This is a genomic window from Psychroflexus salarius (assembly GCF_900129035.1).
Lineage (GTDB): Bacteria > Bacteroidota > Bacteroidia > Flavobacteriales > Flavobacteriaceae > Psychroflexus > Psychroflexus salarius.
On sequence record NZ_FQTW01000010.1, the window covers coordinates 1 to 19371 of the forward strand.

A 19371-nucleotide genomic window follows, 5' to 3' on the forward strand; every position below is an offset into this window, starting at 1 on the left:
ATCAATGAACTTTAATCTAAATTCTTTGCTAAAATAAACCAAATCAATGACTCATTTCTGTTTCTGATTTTGCGAGTGCAAATGTAAAACTATTTTCTAACATAACAAGCTTTTTTAGAAAAAAAATTTTACAGCCCTTACACAAAATCAATCTTAAATACTTTTAAAGAACTTTATTTCCTTGCGGGGCGCAAAACTACAACCTTTATCCGCAATCACAAAACTTTTTTTAAACGTTTTTGACAAATAATCCCTAATTAATTACTAACTAACTATTTAAACTTAACTCATACCTATAAATCAATCAAATTAACCCATTAATTACATCACTAAATACCATAAAATTGGTATCGATTCAACACAAAACGAAGCGAAATAAAAAGATTTCACTAAATTTGAAGCTAAGATAGCATACATAAGAATAATTGAAATTAGAGACAAAACAAATAGATCATAATCAAGATTAAATTCTATCACCAAACATAGTTGTATTAATACAAGAAAAACACCCAAAACTTGTGAAAATTTAACACCTAACAATTGAGGTAGAGTTTTTAATTGAATATCATCGTAATCAATATCTCGCACTTCGAAAGGAATTAATAGAATCAAAATTAAAATAAAACGATGTAAACTAAAATAATATATTTGTTTTATATCAATAGCAATAGAATCTATTAAAGGAAGTACGACTGTAGTTAAAGTCCAGACTAAAGCAATTACAAATATCTTTAAACCTTTTACAGCCCTTAAATTTTTCTTTTTTGGCAGAAAAGGGATAGCGTATGCAGTTGTAAGAAGGCTTATTATCGCTAAAAGTGCTAATTCTCGCCAACTACAATATGTCAAAAACCATAAAAAAAAAATAAATGTAAAAAATGAAAATAACTGAATAAATTTCAAATTTCTAGTTAAGCTACGATGGTGTAACTTAGCAATACCTGCATATTTCACAAAATTATAACCCGTTACAGTTGAACAAAAAATTACTACTGCTAATTTTAGATCTAAACTATATTTAAAACACAAACATGTAATGTAAGTAAAAGCAACCACAGCTAATGCAACGTGAATACTTGCATTGATATAAAAATCAAATATTTTTTTTATGAGCTTCATTTTACAAAATTAAGCCTTTAAACTTAACTATTATACACTATCTTTTAACAAGTGTTTTCTTACAAATAGTGTATTTTTGCAAGCAAATTTTAAAAAGTTTGTAATGAACACAGAATCATTTGCATTACGTCATATCGGACCAAGTAAAGCTGAAGTTCAAGATATGCTTGATAACATTGGGGTTAACTCACTTGAACAACTCATTTATGAAACTATACCTGACGGTATAAAGCTAAAAAAGCCTCTTGATTTACCTGAAGCTTTAAGTGAATATGAGTTTGCAAAGCATATCAATAATTTATCAAAGCAAAACAAGGTTTTCAAATCATTTATAGGTTTGGGGTATCACGAAACTGTAATGCCTGCTGTGATTCAAAGAAATATATTGGAAAACCCTGGTTGGTACACAGCTTATACGCCTTATCAAGCTGAAATTGCTCAGGGCCGATTAGAAGCTTTACTGAATTTTCAAACCATGGTTTCAGACTTAACTGGCATGGAGCTAGCTAACGCATCACTTCTTGATGAAGCTACATCAGCAGCAGAAGCCATGAACCTACTTTTTGCTGTTCGTAACCGCGAACAGAAAAAAAATAAAGTAATTAAGTTTTTTGTAGACAGCAATGTTTTGCCTCAAACTTTAGCGCTACTAGAAACACGTTCAGAGCCTTTAGGTATAGAACTTGTTGTTGGCAACCCAAATGAATTTGACTACTCAGCAAACTTTTTTGGTGCTTTATTGCAATATCCTGGTAAACATGGTCAAATTACTGACTTTGAAGGCTTCACAAAAAAAGCGATTGCAAGTGACATAAAAGTTGCTGTCGCAGCCGATATATTAAGCCTAGTTAAACTTCAAGCTCCTGGTGATTGGGGTGTAGATGTTGTAGTTGGCACTACACAACGTTTTGGAATCCCACTGGGTTACGGTGGTCCACACGCAGCCTATTTCGCAACTAAAGAGTCATACAAACGCCACATACCTGGTCGTATTATCGGTGTCACTAAAGACCTTGATGGTAATTTTGGTTTGCGCATGGCTTTACAAACACGTGAACAACATATTAAACGCGACAGAGCCACGTCAAACATTTGTACAGCACAAGTACTTTTAGCTGTTATGGCTGGAATGTATGCAGTTTATCACGGTCCTGAAGGTTTAAAACACATTGCAAACGCCGTTCATCATAAAGCAGTTAATCTTGCCAATGAACTCGAGAAACTCGGATATTATCAGGTTAATAGTTTGTATTTTGATACTATTCAAATTAAAGCTGAAGCTGAACGAATTAAAACTTTAGCCGAACAACACGAATTAAACTTTCACTATGCAGATGCTGAAACTGTTTGTATTTCAATAAACGAAACAACTTCAATTGAAGATCTCAACAATATAATTCATGTGTTTGCAAAGGCAAATTCAAGCGCATCAAAATCGTTTTCATTTTCAGTAGAACCTATCATAGATCAGCATGAGCTAGCAAGAGAAACTCAATTTTTAACACATGATGTTTTTAATCGTTACCATTCTGAAACAGCCTTAATGCGATACATCAAATCACTTGAACGCAAAGATCTGGCTTTAAATCATTCTATGATTTCACTAGGCTCCTGCACAATGAAGTTAAATGCTGCTTCAGAAATGTTGCCACTGTCGAACCCTCAATGGGGAAATATACATCCTTTTGCCCCAAAAGAGCAAGCTCAGGGTTACCAAAAAATACTAAAAGACTTAGCAGACTACTTGACTGAAATAACTGGATTTTCTGCAACTTCACTTCAACCTAATTCTGGTGCTCAAGGTGAATATGCTGGTCTAATGGTGATTCGTGCCTATCATCAATCAAACAATGAAAGTCATAGAAATATCTGCTTAGTTCCTTCCTCAGCCCATGGTACTAATCCTGCAAGCGCAGTTATGGCAGGCATGAAAGTTATTGTGGTTAAAGCAAATGAGAAAGGAAATATAGATGTTGACGATTTAAAAGCTAAAGCTGAAAAATATAGTGAAAATCTCGCAGCATTGATGGTAACCTATCCTTCAACTCATGGTGTTTTTGAATCTGCAATAAAAGATATTACCAAAATTATTCATGATCATGGTGGTCAAGTTTATATGGACGGAGCTAACATGAATGCACAAGTTGGCTTAACCAGTCCTGGTCAGATTGGTGCTGATGTTTGCCACCTAAATTTACATAAAACTTTTGCTATTCCTCATGGCGGTGGTGGTCCTGGCGTTGGTCCTATATGTGTGGCCAAACAATTAAAGCCATTTTTACCCAATAATCCGATTATTGAAACAGGTGGCGAGCAAGCAATATCTGCTATTTCAGCAGCACCTTTTGGTTCATCTTTAGTTTGTCTAATTTCTTATGCTTACATCAGAATGCTCGGCGAAGAAGGCTTAAGAAAATCTACTGAAACGGCTATATTAAATGCCAATTATATTAAATCTAAATTGAATGACTTCTACCCAACATTATATTCTGGTGAACGCGGTCGAGCTGCTCACGAAATGATTATAGATTGTCGTGCTTTTAAAGCATTTGGTATTGAAGTCAAAGATATTGCTAAACGTTTAATCGATTATGGTTTTCATGCCCCAACAGTTTCATTTCCGGTTGCTGGAACAATGATGATTGAACCAACTGAAAGCGAAAACAAAGAAGAATTAGATCGATTTTGTGAAGCAATGATTTCAATTCGTCAAGAAATTGAAACATGTACTAAAGACGAGCCTAATAATGTGCTTAAAAATGCACCACATACTCAAGAAATGTTAACTTCAAATGAATGGAGCTTCCCTTATTCTAGACAGAAAGCAGCCTTCCCATTAGACTATTTGAAGTCTAACAAATTTTGGCCAACAGTGAGAAGAGTTGATGAAGCTTATGGTGATCGAAATTTGATGTGTACCTGTGCACCTATTGAAGATTACATCTCATAATTAATAACAAAATTAACATAAGCCTTCTTGATAAATAACCAATAAGAAGGCTTATATTTTAATATACTGTAATTTTTTAACATTTAAAAAAATTAATTACAAAACTATTGATAAGTTGATATTTTTAAATCAACTTTGATTTATCTAAAACACGCTTATTATGGCAAATGTAAAAATTGCGGGAGTAGGCAGCTATGTCCCCAAAAATGTTAAAACCAATCAGGATTTCTTAAGTAATCAATTTTACACTCAAGATGAATCAAAGTTTGATGCCCATCCTAAAGAAATTATAGAAAAGTTTAAAGCCATCACTGGAATAGCTGAACGCCGTTATGCTGATGATCATATGAAAACTTCAGATATTGCAGCAATTGCAGCTCAAAAAGCTATTGTTAATGCAGGTGTTAATCAAGAAGATATAGACTATATTATTGTGGCTCACAATTTTGGAGATGTCGAGCATCAAACACAGCAAACAGACATTGTACCCAGTATAGCATCTAGAGTCAAGCAAATTTTAAAGATTAAAAATCCTAAGTGCGTAGCCTATGATTTAGTATTTGGTTGCCCTGGATGGATTGAAGGCTGTATTCAATCAAAAGCCTTTATAGACGCAGGACTCGCAAAGCGAACATTAGTAATAGGCGCTGAAACTTTATCTCGTGTTATAGACCCGCATGATCGTGACTCAATGATCTATGCTGATGGTGCTGGCGCAACAATTCTAGAATTAACTGAAGACAATGGCGGTATTCTTTCTCATCAGAGCGCTACCTTCAGTTTAAATGAAGCTAAATATATATTTTTCGATAAATCTAATTCACCTCAACGACTCGATAACCGCGGCTACATAAAAATGTATGGTCGCAGAATCTATAATTTTGCTCTAACCAAAGTTCCTGAAGCGATGAAAGCTTGTTTAGATGAAAGTGGACATAGTATTGATGAACTTAAATGTATTTTTATACATCAAGCTAATGAAAAAATGGATGAAGCCATTGTGAAACGCTTTTATAAGCTTTACAAAACTGAAATGCCAGAAGGCATTATGCCAATGAGTATTAGTGAACTTGGAAATAGCAGTGTAGCAACTGTACCAACACTTTACGACTTATACTTACAGGGTTATTACGGCGGTCAAGAATTCAAAAAAGGAAACTTAATTATGTTTGCAAGTGTTGGTGCAGGAATGAATATCAATGCAATTACCTACCAAATTTAATGAGATGTACGAACATCATTATCCCGAAAAACGTTTTAATCTTACCTTAAAATTTTTAAAACAGCACCAAGCACCACCACAGTCTATTTTAGACCTTGGTGTTGAAAATCCATTTTCGAAAATAATGCAAGAACAAGGTTATAATGTAACTAATACTTCTGGAACAGATTTAGATAACGATCAAACAGAAATTATAACATCTAAAGCTCAAATAACCACAGCATTTGAAATTTTTGAGCATTTATTATCTCCATATGAAGTTTTAAAGTCAATCCAAACGCCTTATTTATTTGCAAGTATTCCTTTAAAACTTTGGTTTGCTAAAGCTTACCAAAGTAAAGCCGACCCTAGAGATCGGCACTTTCATGAATTTGAAGATTGGCAATTTGATTGGTTATTAGAAAAATCAGGTTGGAAAATTGTAGACCATACAAAATTTACAAATCCAGTCAATAAAATAGGAATTAGACCTATCTTAAGACAGTTCACACCACGTTATTATTTGGTATATTGCGAAAAAGCTGATTAAATTGAAGGTACTAGTTATTATTCCTGCACACAATGAAGCTGAATTTATTAAAGACACCCTTAATTCTTTAGTTCAGCAGACGCACTTACCAGCTGAAGTCATTGTGGTTAATGACAACTCAACAGATTCAACTGAAGCTATTGTACAAGATTTTTCAAAACAATATAGTTTTATAAAATTAGTCAACCGAACCTCATCAAATGCACATGAACCTGGCAGTAAAATTGTAAAAGCCTTCAATTTTGGTCTATCGCATACTTCGACCCAAAATATGGATCTCATCTGTAAATTTGATGCTGACCTTATATTTCCAGCAGATTACCTTGAAGTTATTGTACAGGCTTTTTCTAATGAACCTAAATTAGGTATCTATGGCGGATTTTGTTCAATTAAAAGCAATTCAGGTTGGAAACTTGAAAATTTAACAGGCAGTAAACATGTTCGAGGTGCTCTAAAAGCTTATTCAAAAAACTGTTTTCAAAGTATTGGTGGGTTAAAATCTGAAATGGGTTGGGACACCATCGATGAGTTACTTGCCCAGTATTATGGCTTTACTGTAAAAACTAATAGTGAACTTGTGGTTAAGCATTTAAAGCCAACTGGAACGCGATACAAGACTTCTTTAGCTAGAAAATTTGGAATTTCACTGCATCAAATTCGTTATGATATTGGTCTAGCAGTTTTAACTTCATTAAAAATGGGGTTGAAAAAGCACAGCTTGAAATTTTTTATCATTTCTATGCTCAACTTTTTTAAAGCAAAAACAAAAAAAATTCCTTATTTAGTAGACTCTAAACAAGGAATTTTTATTCGCAAATTACGTTGGAAAGGTGTTTTAGATAAATTAGTCTAAAGCCTCTTCAATAACCGATCCTGTAGCACCATTTGGCATTTCGATTCCTAATAATGCTGAAATAGTAGGTGCAATATCAGTTATAAAAAGTTTTTTGTAGGTATAACCAGGCTTTACACCTTGACCATAAAGCAAAAATGGTGCTTGCGTATCATAATTTAAGCCTGAACCATGTGTTGAGCCTTTTTTTGGATAAGAAATGTATGAAGGTTCAAAAGCAAAAATTATATCTCCGCTTCGCTTGGGATGGAACCCATTTTTAATTAAAGCTTCGGCTCTTGTACTAGCAGAACTTTGAGCCAAATTTTCTCGGGTAAAAACACGGTCTATTTTTGGGTATTGTAATAAGAAATGCTTGATTTCCCGTTGAAGTTTAACTAAGTTGCTATATGTTACTAAAAAGTCATAGTTTAAAAATATTTGCTGATTACTTATATTTTTAATAACATTTTCATAAACAAATTTATTTAAATACTCATTTAAATCAGCCTCTAATTGTTTCGTATCAAAATAACCTGCAGGAATATGGTGATCTTTTAAAAATTGAGGCACATGAACCGCACCATGATCGGAGGTTAAAAATAAAGTATAATTATCCTTGCCTACTTTCGAATCTAAGAAGTTTAGCAAATTTGCAATATCTCTATCTAACCTAATATAGGTGTCTTGTATTTCTTTAGAATTAACCCCAAAATTATGACCAACATAATCTGTACTCGAAAAACTTACAGTTAAAACATCTGTGTGCTCATCTTGACCTAAATCTTCAGCTTTGATTGCCTCTTTAGCAAAATCAACAATGATGGAATTTCCGTAGGCCGTTGCTTTCAATATATCAAATTGACCATTTTGCTTATTTAATGCTTTTAAGTTGTAAGGAAAAGTGGCTTCATCTTTACCTTCAAAACCATGTTCATAATTATTTAAATCACTTCCACTTTCTGTATATGATTCAACATTTTTGAAGGTGTTCCAATCCTTTTTTAAGTAATTTTCAACTACCTTAGATTTATTAAATTTTTTCACCCATTTCGGGAGTTCATCTTGATAAAAAGTACTTGAAATAAAGTGACCTTTGTCTTTCCCGTAAAACCAATAAGCAGCATTGGCTGTGTGGCCAGCTGGTAAAATTGCACCACGATCTTTAATTGAAATCCCAATAGTTTTACCTCTAAATTGGGTATGAAGTCTGTTTTGATCAGCAAAAGTTGTTGTTAGCATACGGTGTGGCGACATCTGACCGTCACGTGCGTCAGTACCTAAAGGTTTAACATTAACATCGCCAGCACAATACACAAAATCGTCTTGAAACTTATCATACCAAGTATTACTTATAATTCCGTGATTCATCGGGCTTGTTCCCGTAAAAATTGAAGCGTGACCAGGACCTGTATAAGTTGGCACATAATTAAAATGAAGATTTTTAGCCTCAAAACCCTCACGTTTTAAGCGCTTAAAACCATCTTCTGAGTAGTGAGAATCGAATTTAGTAAGATAATCAAAACGCATTTGATCTACGACTACACCAACAATAAGTTTAGGTTTAGACTGATTTTGAGCAAAAATAAACCCCGAAAAAAGGGCTAACAAAACAATACTAGTTAATCTCATATTTATAGATTTTACTGCAAAGTTAAATGAACCCGCAAAAGTAAAGATTAACTGCAAGTTAAATTGATAGCTCAATATTTTATTCTATTTTTAGCGAAAATTCTAGGGAATTCAATGAGTTACATCGAAAGTATTGGGCAATATTTTATCATGTTTCGGGATTTGTTCAAAAAAATGACCAAAGCCTCACAGCTGAAACGTTTGATTTTGCAAGAAATTCATGTTTTAATGACTAAGTCTTTGGGTATTGTAATTTTTATTTCTTTCTTCATTGGTGCAGTTATAACGATTCAAACGGCCTTAAATTTATCAAACCCTTTAATTCCTAAATCTTTAATTGGTTATGCAGCAAGACAATCTATTATATTAGAGTTTTCACCAACTTTTATATCGGTTATCATGGCTGGAAAAGTCGGTTCTTATATAACCTCAAGTATTGGTACAATGCGAGTAACTGAACAAATTGATGCCCTAGAAGTTATGGGTATTAATTCACTCAATTATTTGGTATTTCCTAAAATTATAGCCATGCTATTTTACCCATTTATGATTGGAATTTCTATGTTTATAGGAATCTTTGGAGCTTATATGGCTGCTACAATTGGTGGGTTTTTAAGCTCAAGCGAATTTCTAACAGGTTTACAAGAGGACTTCATACCCTTTCACATCATATATGCCTTTATTAAAACCTTCATATTTGCTATTATTTTAGCTACAATACCTTCATATCACGGTTATTATATGAAAGGTGGTGCTTTAGAAGTTGGCCGTGCTAGTACAACATCTTTTGTGTGGACTAGTGTTGTTATTATTGTTTCAAATTATGTAATAACCCAATTACTCTTAAGTTAATGATTAAAGTTGAAAATCTTCATAAATCCTTTGGCGATGTTAATGTTCTAAAAGGCATTGATACACAATTTATTCGTGGAAAAACAAACCTTGTTATTGGTCAGTCTGGCTCTGGTAAAACAGTGTTTTTAAAATGCCTACTTGGACTTTTTGAGCCTACTAAAGGTGATATTTATTTTGATGATAAAACATACAGAGATTTCTCTGTTAAACAGCGACGTGAATTAAGAAAGCAAATGGGAATGGTGTTTCAGGGTGGCGCTCTATTTGACTCTATGACGGTTGAAGAAAACATCAAATTTCCTTTAAGAATGTTTACTAAACAATCTCAAGCTGAAATGCAAAACCGTGTAGAAGAAGTTTTAGATCGTGTAAATCTTGATGGTGCTAATCAGAAATTTCCTGCTGAAATAAGCGGTGGAATGCAAAAGCGGGTTTCTATTGCTAGAGCCATTGTAAATAAACCTAAGTTTTTATTTTGTGACGAACCTAACTCGGGGCTAGACCCAAGAACAGCAACTGTTATTGATAATTTAATCCAAGAAATTACCAAAGAAAACCAAATTACTACTATTATTAACACACATGACATGAACTCTGTGTTTGAAATAGGCGAAAAAATAATTTATCTGCAAGATGGTATTTTAGCTTGGGAAGGTACAAAAGACGAAATTCACAAAACAGATAACAAAGCTGTTACAGATTTTGTTTACTCCTCTAATTTATTCCGAAAAGTAAAAATTGCTCAACAAAAAGGATATTAAATTTACGGCTTGTTTTAGTACGAGATTTCAACCTTGAGTTTTTCAACATTAAGCTTATATGACAACCAATCTGAAAGACGCTTTTGAAAATCCTCTTTTGTACTCGGCGAAATCGAATCTTTCCAAATCAAATTAAAAGTAGGAATGGTATCTACTTGACTAAAATTGGTAACTAATATTTCAGAAAAACTAACCTTAGTCACCTGTGAATAGTTCAACTTAATTTCCTTAGCGACTTCAGTAAAAGGTACATCTATTTTTTGCGAATAAACAGAGTTTAACTCTTGCCTTAACTGATCAATTTCTTTCGTTTTGTTGATTAAATCAAGTGAGTCTCGACGTTTTAATTCTACAATGTATTTATATTCATTAAATTTTTCAGAATTTTCATTTTGCAATACTTTTAAGGTTGTATTACTTAGATAATCATTGTTTTTAAGTTTATTTTCCCATAAGTCTATAACTTCATCAGGTATTTCTTTTCCTAAAAAGGCAACTTCAATTACTGGATTTTCGCCTGAATTGTAATTAATATGAGTTGAGTTAGTTTGAAGAAATGAATTACCATATTGAGCTAATTCTTCTTTAACAAAAGCCTTAGCATTTTGAGTAAAATAAGACTCCTGTAAAAGTTGATAAAATAAATAAATACTAGGAATGATAGCAATAATAGCAATAAAATAAGCCGTTCGAGCAATAAACCGGCGGCGTTGCGAATTTGCATATTTAACTAATGGAAACTTTAAGACCTTTGAAACCACAAAAGTAGACAATGCTATAAATATGGTATTAATGGTAAATAAATAAATAGCACCTCCAAAAATTGATAAATCCCATACGGCTAAGCCATAACCTGCCGTACAAAGTGGTGGCATTAAAGCTGTAGCAATGGCAACGCCAAAAATTACACTAGCAATAGTTCCTTTTTTGGTTTTAGCAATGATTAGCGCCAAGCCACCAAATATAGCCACAATAACGTCTAAAATAGTCGGTTCTGTTCTGGCAGCAAGTTCGGGTGTTAACTCTGTAAGCGGCGAAATTTTGAAGTATAAAAATGCAGTTACAACACTTAAACCTACCATAACACCTAAATTAATTAAAGAGCGACGCAAGGTGTCAACATCATTAATTGCTACAGAGAAACCCAAGCCTACAATTGGCCCCATTAAAGGCGAAATTAACATGGCACCGATAACAACAGCAGTACTACTAACATTTAAACCGATAGAGGCTACTATAATTGAAAAAATAAGAATCCATGCATTGTGACCTCTAAAAGGAATGTCTTTAATAATCGCATCCATGGTCGAATCACGATCAGTTTCATCTCTAATATCTAGTAAATGAAGTAAATACGAACGAATACTGCCATAAGTTTTCTTGGCACTTTCCTTAATCTCTTTTTGCTTAGCTTCAGATTCTTGCTTAGCTTTATCTTCGTTGGACTGTTGTTCTGTACTCACGTCTTATCCTATATTATCACCGAATTTTTCTATAGCTTGTTGGCGTAACTTTTTAATATCTTGTTCGTCAGATTTTGGAGCTATCACTAATACTTTTTCATCTTCAACAACAATATAATCGTTAAGTCGCTGTAGCACAACAATCTTACCATTTTCGGTTCTAATAATGTTGTTGTTACAGTGATTCAAAATAACTTCTGCGTTTATCACAGCATTATTTTCTGAATCTTTTTCTAGTTTATCATGCAATGAGCCCCAAGTTCCTAAATCATTCCAGTCAAATTCAGCAGGAATGCATCTAACTGAAGTTGATGGTTCTAAGATAGCATAATCAATTGAAATATTAGCTGATTTTGAATAATTAGATTGTATAAAATCACGCTCTGATGGCGTATTATAAATATTTTCAGCTTTTGCAAAAAGTTGAAACATTTCTGGTTGATATTGCTCAAATTGTTTCAAAATATAGCTGACATTCCAAATAAAAATCCCTGCATTCCATAAATAATTACCTTCAGCTAAAAAACGCTTAGCAGTTTCATAATCAGGTTTTTCAGTAAATTTGATAACCGATTTACTCAATTCATCCTTATCAGTATCTTCAAACTTTATGTAACCATAACCAGTGTTTGGAAAGCTAGGTTGTATACCAAGTGTAACCAAGGCTTCTTGATCATCACACACTTTAAAAGCCTGATCTAAGTTTCTTGCAAAGGCTGCTTCATCTTCAATCCAATGATCACTAGGTGCAACCACCATAGATGCATTAGGGTTTATTGCCTTTATTTTTAAAGCCGCTAATAAAATACATGGTGCTGTATTCCTCATGGCTGGTTCTAAAACAATCTGAAAGTCTTTAATATCTTCAAGCTGCTGTTTCACCAAGTCTTCGTATATATTATTGGTTAAAATAAATATGTTGTCTTGCGGAATAGATTTATTCACCCTTGCAAAAGTTTGCTGCAAAAGTGTTTTTCCAGTGCCTAACATGTCATGAAATTGTTTGGGATGACTTGTTTTGCTGACTGGCCAAAACCGAGAGCCTACGCCACCAGCCATAATTACAGCATATCTATTTTGGTTCATATAATTTATTTTGAAATTAAGATTTTATAAGTTCTACTTCTGCATTTGGCTGAAATACATATTGCCGTTTTGTTTTCAGCTCTTCACATTGGTAGCGTTTTCTTAAACGATGACCTTTTTTAAAAAGTCGGCCATTTGAGGTTTGAAAAATGCTGCCCAGCGGAAGCTCAAAGATATAGTTTTTTGCTGAAGCCTTTTCTGGATGATCACTTCCTGTTGAAGTTTGGTCGTATTTTTTTAATAGAATCGATAATTTAGCATCAGTATCACTACTAGCCTTTGGATTTTTAAAGTGTGTAGCTAAGAATGGTAAAATTTCGTCAGGAAATATTTTAGGATTAATTAACGGCAACATTAGTTTTTGAAACACATACTTCCATTCTCTTCCGTGTGGCTTTATTGACCGACCATAAGTTTCAAAAGCAACTAAATGGGCTATCTCATGAATTAATGTGATTAAAAAACGGTATTTATTTAAACTATGGTTAACTGTAATAACATGCTTACCGTTACTCAAGGTTCTAAAGTCACCATGTTTAGATTGCCGATCATTCACTATTTTTAGATGAACTTGATAAAGCTCAATTAATTGCATAACTGAAGTTAAAGCAGCCTGAGGAATATAATTTTTTAAGGTTGCACGCATGCCATTTATGGCGTTGAGTTAGAAACTTGTAACAATTTACCGTTATAAAATTGATGTCCGGTTAAGGCAAACTCAACAATATACTTAGCCATTTCTTCAGCTGAAACTGGCGCTTCAACGCCTGGAAAAGCATTTTCTAACATTTCGGTTTGCACAGCACCTAAAGCTAAAACGTTAAATGCCAAATCAGTATCCTTATATTCTTCGGCTAGCAACTCTGTTAATGTAATTACAGCAGCTTTACTTGAACTATAAGCGGCTAATCCAGGAAACTTAACACTACCTTGGACGCCTCCCATACTACTTATCGTAACAACATGTGCTTCATTTTTAAATAAATTTAATAGCTGATGTGTTAAGGAAAATACACCAAAAACGTTGGTTTTATATACTTCAGCAACATCAGCGATATTTGTTTCAGCAAAGTCTTGTTTCAAGAATAATCCTGCGTTGTTAATTAAAATATCAACTTTTGAAGTTTTAGACTGAATAAATTCAACCGCAGTTGCAATACTTGTTTCATCCTGTAAATCGCAGGCTATTGGGTAAACACTATCTAGATTTAATTGGGTTACAGTTGAAGCATTTCTCGATAATGCGTAAACTTGATGACCTAAATCTGCAAACTGCTTTAGCATTTCAAATCCAATTCCGCGACTCGTACCTGTTATGACAATATGTTTCATTTAGTTTAATTTAATTTCGTCTTTGGTTGTATTTGCCAAATTAGTAAGTCCAGATTTAAAACTATTAATCAGAGATTTTAAATGCTTTAAGTCCATCTTATCAAACTCATCATCAACATGGTGGTAGTACTTAAAATTTGTAAAATCGAATGTACAAACGGTATGCGCTGGAATATTTAAAACTTCATAAAAAGGGTAATTATCACTTCTCTTAAATAAACCCATTTTTTGCGCTTCTGGTAAAAAACCAACTACTGACGCTTTAGAAGCAGTATTAAAAACTTGAGCAAAATTAGATTTTTCAATACCGGTTAGATAGGCTTTATAGTTTTTACCATTCATTGGAATTCCAATCATTTCAATATTGAATAAAAAATAAGGCACAACGGCTTCTTTACTGAATCGTTCAGCTAAGTGCTCTGCTCCTAGTAAACCTTTTTCTTCAGCAGAAAATAAGGCAAAAATCACATTTCGTTTAGGTTGATTTTCAGAAAAATGCTTAGCTAATTCAAGAACAGCTACTGTACCTGTTGCATTGTCATTAGCACCATTGGCAATACTATCATTATCTACAACTTTGCCGTAACCAATATGGTCGTAATGAGCACCTATCATGATTGGTTTTAATTCTGGTTTGGAACCTTTGACCATACCTACAACATTATAGGCAGTTTGAGTTTTTACTTGAAAACTATCTTTATAAGTTTCAAAATAAGGCTGAACATTGAATTTTTTAAAAACTTGCTCGATATGATCAGCTGCATTTTCAATACCAACAGTTCCTGTTTCACGACCGGCAAGCGAATCTGAAGACAGAAATTTCAGTGAAGCTTCTAAAGTAAAGTTTTGTTCTTGTCCTTCAGCCGAAGCTGAAGATGTTAAGGCTTCAGTTGTTTTTTCTGTCGCTTTTTGGCAAGCGATTAAACCAAAGCTAATTGCTAAAAGTAAAATTATATTTTTCATAATGTGAATATAAAAAAACTGCCTTTAAATGAACATCTAAAGGCAGCTAAATTATTGATTAGAAATTTAAATTAAGCCAACATCGTGACTGGATTTTCTAAATAAGTTTTTAAAGTCTGTAAAAATTGAGCTCCTGTTGCACCGTCAACTGTTCGGTGATCACAAGCTAATGTAAGTTTCATTGTATGACCAACCTTAATTTCGCCATCTTTTACAACGGGTTTTTCTACAATAGCACCAACAGATAAAATACAAGAGTTGGGTTGATTAATGATACTTGTAAATTCAGTAATTCCAAACATTCCTAAGTTAGAAACCGTAAATGTAGAACCTTCCATTTCTTGTGGTTGAAGCTTTTTGTTTCGGGCTTTAGTTGCTAAGGCTTTGACGTTTGCACCTATTTGCATTAAGCTTTGCTGGTCTGCATAATCTAAAACAGGAACAACTAAACCTTCGTCAACGGCAACGGCAACACCTACATGAATGTGTTTAGCAATTTTTGTTACATCACCATTCCAAGACGAGTTAACTCTTGGGTGTTTACGAAGCGCCATTGCTGAAGCCTTTATAACCAAATCATTAAATGAAACTTTAACATCTGGCATGGCATTAATATTTTTTCTAGAGGCCATTGCCTGCTCCATATTTACTTCTACAGTGAGATAATAATGTGGTGCGTTAAATTTCGATTCGGCTAATCGTTTTGCTATAGTTTTTCGCATTTGAGAGTTTTTAACCTCTTCAAATGATTCTTCTCCTGCAGGCTGATAAACCTCAACACTTGCAGGTACTTGTTCTTGTTCTGAAACTTCTTGTTTTTCTGATGAAGTTTCTTTTTGAGCAGCTGCTTTTGGCTGGTAATTTTCGATATCTTTTTTCACGATTCGACCGTTTTCACCGGTACCGTCTACTAGAGCAATATCAATCCCTTTATCTTTAGCCATTTTTTTAGCTAAAGGTGAAGCCAAAATACGACCTTTACCATCGGTTGAAGTCGAAGCGCTTGAATTCTGTTGACTTTGACTTTCAGTTGAGGACTTACTTTCTTCTTTATTTTGGGTTGACGTATTATTTTTTTCAGCTTCAGAAGATTTATCACTTGATGAATTATCTGAAGATTTTGAAGCGTTTAAGACAGCATCAACATCAGTACCTTCTGGGCCAATAATTGCTAAAACGTCATCTACGGGAGCTGAGTCACCTTCATTAATACCAATATGTAATAATTGGCCTGAATAAAAAGATTCAAACTCCATTGTTGCTTTATCAGTCTCTATTTCAGCTAAAATATCGCCTTCTTCAACCTCATCACCAACTTGTTTTAGCCAAGTTGCCACAGTACCTTCTTCCATGGTGTCGCTAAGTCTTGGCATTGTAACCACTTCAACACCTTCAGGAATTTCAGCTGAAGATGAATTATTGTTCTCAGCGTCAATATTGTCTTTGGTGTTTTCTTTTTCAGAGGCTTTTTCATCTTTTTCTTCAGCCGAGCTATCGCCATCAATCAAGGCTTGTATATCTTCGCCTTCTTCACCAATTATGGCTAACAAACTATCAACTGGTGCACCATCACCTTCCTCAATGCCGATATGAAGCAATGTGCCTTCATGAAAAGACTCAAATTCCATAGTTGCCTTATCGGTTTCAATTTCAGCTAAAATATCACCTTCTTCTACCTTATCGCCAACTTGTTTTAGCCATTTTGCGACCACACCTTCTTCCATGGTATCGCTTAATCGTGGCATGTTTACTACTTCTGCCATAATTTATAATTTATGAGGAATAAATGGATAATCATCTTGTTCGTAAACAACGTCGTACATTACGTTTTTATCAGGAAAATCTGACTCATCAGCAAATTTTTCACATTCTTTTACTTTGTCTTTCACACGCTTGTCCATCGATTTAACTTCATCTTCAGTGGCGTATTTTTTTTCTAAAATCAATTCTTTAACTTGTGTGATAGGATCGATCTTTTGGTATTCTTCTACCTCATCTTTAGTCCTGTATTTTTGAGCATCACTCATCGAGTGACCTCTATAACGATATGTTTTAAGGTCTAAAAACGTTGGTCCGCCACCAGATCTTGCCCGATCGATGGCTTCATCTAAAGCTTCAGCGACTTTTTCGGGCTTCATAGCATCTACAGGACCGCAAGGCATTTCATAACCAAGGCCTAACTTCCAGATATCATCATGATTAGCTGTTCTAGAAACTGATGTTCCCATTGCATAACCGTTATTTTCAACACAAAATACAACAGGCAAATTCCAATTCATTGCCATATTAAAAGTTTCATGAAGTGAACCTTGTCTTGCGGCACCATCACCTAAAAAACAAAGTGTAACACCACCTGTTTTGAAGTATTTATCAGCAAAAGCAATTCCAGCACCAAGTGGAATTTGACCACCAACAATACCATGACCACCATAGAAACCGTGTTCTTTAGAGAAAATGTGCATTGAGCCACCTAAACCTTGTGAAGTCCCTGTGCCTTTACCATATAATTCTGCCATAACACGCTTAGGATCAACACCCATACCGATCGGTTGGACATGGTTACGATAAGCGGTTATCATCTTGTCTTTTTCTAAATCCATCACGTGTAAAGCACCAGCTAAAATTGCTTCTTGACCATTGTATAAGTGCAAGAAACCTCTTACTTTTTGTTGAATATAGACTTGGGCTAACTTGTCTTCGAATTTTCTCCAAAACAGCATGTCTTCATACCATTTTAGATAGGTTTTCTTTGTGATCTTTTTCATTAGGCGTTTGTTTCTTTGATTCCAAAAATGAACTACAAAAGTAATATTTTAAAATAGATTTTAAAACCAATATAGGTATTTAAAAATTGAGATATTTATTATCAAAAGCTAGTGGTAATATATCGGCTAATGCATTAACCTTAACCACTTTACCTTTAATTCCCATAAAAAAAATTGAAATTGGTGTATTTTGTTTTTGTTCATATTCAGCGATTGCTTGCCTACAAGCTCCACAAGGCGGTATTGGCTCTTGGTTATCTTGCTGAATTGATGAAGCGCATATAGCAATACTTACAATTTTAGCATCAGGATAATTAGCACCAGCCCAATAAATAGCAGTTCGCTCGGCACATAAGCCTGAAGGGTAAGATGCATTTTCTTGATTACTCCCTGTAACTACTTTTCCATTATCTAATAAAATAGCTGCACCAACTTTAAATTTTGAATAAGGTGCATATGCATGATCTCTAACTTCAAGCGCCTGTTGCATTAAATCTTGATGCTGTTTTGACAATTCATTTAAGCCATCGTAGATTTCAATTTCAGTTTTTAGTGTTTTTTTAATCATAAATGAAATTTGGTATCACTAAAATAGACAAAAAAAGCATCAAAATAAATTGATACTTTTTTCATTTATATTATTTGATAATCTTAAGTTTAATATTCATAATAAGCGCCTGAATTAATATTGAAAGTTAAGCCAAACCTTAAAGTACCTTCTAACGGGTTTTGAATAGGAGAAGTAGAAAATAAATAAGAAGCATCTATGGTTATAGATGAATATTTAAAGCCAGCACCAATCGTCATGAATTTACGAAAGCCTTTTTCTTCAGATTCATTAAAATACCCTAAACGTAAAGCAAAGCTATCTTCGTACCAATATTCAGCACCTAAGGCCCAAGTAAATTCTTTAAGCTCTTCGCTAAAACCATCTGGCGCATCTGTCCAGGATGAAAATATGGCAGAAAACTCATTTGTATCATTATAATCATTAAGAGCAGCTTGGCTGTCTGGTGTTAAAACACCATTTTCATCGGTTTCTATTTTAGGAGGCGTTGGCACAAGCAACTTATTAACTTCCGCATAAACGCCAATTACATTAGATGGATCTAAAATAAAATCAAAACCAACACCAGCACGGAAGTTGGTAGGTAAGAAATTTTCGCCAATATCGTCATCTGTGTAACTAATTTTAGGACCAATGTTACTAATACTTAATCCTGCTCGCCATCTACCATTAAAATCTTTATAGACTTCTTCTTCGCTTCTGTAAAACATCGAAATATCTGCCGCAAATGTATTTGCCGCAGATGCATCTCCATCTACAGATGAAATACGTAAATCAGAAGATATAAATCGGCCTGTAACTCCCATCGAAAACAAATCGCTTAAACGTAATGAGTAACTTAAATCTAAGGCAAATTCGTTGGGACTTTCAATCTGTGGAACTTGATCAGCGGTTTGCCTAAGTTCAACCTCGCCAAGACTGAAGTATTTTAAGCTCGCAGCAAAAGCACCACTTTCGCTAATTCGATTAAAGTAATTGAGTTGAGCAATGTTAATATCAGTTGCTATATCTCTTAAATAAGGTGTAAATGCTAAAGCTATACCTTGCTGATCTTGAGAGAAAGCATATTTTGAAGCATTCCACTGCTGAGAAAAAGCATCAACCCGTGTAGCCACACCTTGATCTCCCAAGCCTGATGCTCTTGCGTCACCTGAAATCAATAAAAAAGGAACGCCTGTCGCCACGACTCGCCTATCTTCATCCTGAGCGAAAATATTTTGTGCGCCTAAAACTAAAAGTATGCTAAATAAAAAACTATGTTTCATAATATAAATTGAATTGCAAATATAGAGTT

The 19371-nt window shown here is 34.1% G+C and carries 17 protein-coding genes; 6 read left to right on the forward strand and 11 right to left on the reverse strand.

Annotated elements, in window-relative coordinates; all coding sequences use genetic code 11:
• Positions 1–321 precede the first annotated feature (321 nt).
• Entirely contained in the window at positions 322–1119 is a 798-nt protein-coding gene (locus BUB82_RS10340; RefSeq protein WP_073193551.1) for a UbiA prenyltransferase family protein, read from the reverse strand.
• A 103-nt stretch (positions 1120–1222) separates the two neighbouring features.
• On the opposite strand from BUB82_RS10340, the gene gcvP reads away from it, so the two are divergent.
• The 4 genes from gcvP (at position 1223) to BUB82_RS10360 (ending at position 6673) form a co-directional block, all read left to right on the forward strand.
• Positions 1223–4069: an aminomethyl-transferring glycine dehydrogenase gene (gene gcvP, locus BUB82_RS10345; protein ID WP_073193552.1), complete on the forward strand. Its 2847-nt coding sequence runs from the start codon at positions 1223–1225 to the stop codon at positions 4067–4069.
• Between the two features lie 160 nt (positions 4070–4229).
• Positions 4230–5291, forward strand: coding sequence for a 3-oxoacyl-ACP synthase III family protein (locus tag BUB82_RS10350; protein ID WP_073193553.1), 1062 nt, complete (start codon positions 4230–4232; stop codon positions 5289–5291).
• A 4-nt stretch (positions 5292–5295) separates the two neighbouring features.
• The gene (locus BUB82_RS10355) at positions 5296–5820 is read left to right on the forward strand and encodes a methyltransferase domain-containing protein (RefSeq protein WP_073193613.1); all 525 of its coding nucleotides are present in this window, start codon (positions 5296–5298) and stop codon (positions 5818–5820) included.
• 1 nt (position 5821) lies between these two features.
• Entirely contained in the window at positions 5822–6673 is an 852-nt protein-coding gene (locus tag BUB82_RS10360; RefSeq protein WP_073193554.1) for a glycosyltransferase family 2 protein, read from the forward strand.
• On the opposite strand, the gene pafA is transcribed toward BUB82_RS10360, so the two are convergent.
• Complete coding sequence (gene pafA / locus BUB82_RS10365) at positions 6665–8284, reverse strand: alkaline phosphatase PafA (RefSeq protein WP_073193555.1); 1620 nt, start codon at positions 8282–8284, stop codon at positions 6665–6667. The two genes, BUB82_RS10360 and pafA, sit on opposite strands and share 9 nt — an antisense overlap.
• A gap of 114 nt (positions 8285–8398) precedes the next feature.
• Here pafA and BUB82_RS10370 point away from each other — a divergent pair, with 114 nt between their 5' ends.
• Positions 8399–9136 (forward strand): MlaE family ABC transporter permease, encoded by a 738-nt coding sequence (locus BUB82_RS10370; protein ID WP_073193556.1) that lies wholly within the window; start codon positions 8399–8401, stop codon positions 9134–9136.
• Entirely contained in the window at positions 9136–9900 is a 765-nt protein-coding gene (locus BUB82_RS10375) for an ABC transporter ATP-binding protein (RefSeq protein ID WP_073193557.1), read from the forward strand. The genes BUB82_RS10370 and BUB82_RS10375 overlap by 1 nt, the downstream gene beginning before the upstream one ends.
• 14 nt (positions 9901–9914) lie before the next feature.
• Here the strand turns inward: BUB82_RS10375 and BUB82_RS10380 are convergent, their stop codons facing one another.
• The 9 genes from BUB82_RS10380 to porV form a co-directional block, all read right to left on the reverse strand.
• Positions 9915–11363: a DUF389 domain-containing protein gene (locus BUB82_RS10380; RefSeq protein WP_073193558.1), complete on the reverse strand. Its 1449-nt coding sequence runs from the start codon at positions 11361–11363 to the stop codon at positions 9915–9917.
• Positions 11364–11366: 3 nt separating this feature from the next.
• Positions 11367–12449 carry a mannose-1-phosphate guanylyltransferase gene (locus BUB82_RS10385; RefSeq protein ID WP_073193559.1) on the reverse strand — a complete coding sequence of 361 codons (1083 nt, stop codon included), beginning with the start codon at positions 12447–12449 and terminating at the stop codon, positions 11367–11369.
• 16 nt (positions 12450–12465) lie between these two features.
• Positions 12466–13095: a SprT-like domain-containing protein gene (locus BUB82_RS10390; protein WP_073193560.1), complete on the reverse strand. Its 630-nt coding sequence runs from the start codon at positions 13093–13095 to the stop codon at positions 12466–12468.
• Between the two features lie 5 nt (positions 13096–13100).
• Entirely contained in the window at positions 13101–13781 is a 681-nt protein-coding gene (locus tag BUB82_RS10395; protein WP_073193561.1) for an SDR family NAD(P)-dependent oxidoreductase, read from the reverse strand.
• Positions 13782–14744: a M20/M25/M40 family metallo-hydrolase gene (locus tag BUB82_RS10400; protein ID WP_073193562.1), complete on the reverse strand. Its 963-nt coding sequence runs from the start codon at positions 14742–14744 to the stop codon at positions 13782–13784.
• A gap of 71 nt (positions 14745–14815) precedes the next feature.
• Complete coding sequence (locus tag BUB82_RS10405; protein WP_073193563.1) at positions 14816–16507, reverse strand: pyruvate dehydrogenase complex dihydrolipoamide acetyltransferase; 1692 nt, start codon at positions 16505–16507, stop codon at positions 14816–14818.
• A 3-nt stretch (positions 16508–16510) separates the two neighbouring features.
• A complete protein-coding gene (pdhA, locus tag BUB82_RS10410) occupies positions 16511–17509 on the reverse strand; it encodes a pyruvate dehydrogenase (acetyl-transferring) E1 component subunit alpha (protein ID WP_073193564.1) in 999 nt (332 codons plus the stop codon).
• Between the two features lie 79 nt (positions 17510–17588).
• Positions 17589–18077: a cytidine deaminase gene (cdd, locus tag BUB82_RS10415; RefSeq protein ID WP_073193565.1), complete on the reverse strand. Its 489-nt coding sequence runs from the start codon at positions 18075–18077 to the stop codon at positions 17589–17591.
• 89 nt (positions 18078–18166) lie between these two features.
• Positions 18167–19342, reverse strand: coding sequence for a type IX secretion system outer membrane channel protein PorV (gene porV / locus BUB82_RS10420; protein ID WP_073193566.1), 1176 nt, complete (start codon positions 19340–19342; stop codon positions 18167–18169).
• Positions 19343–19371: the final 29 nt, after the last annotated feature.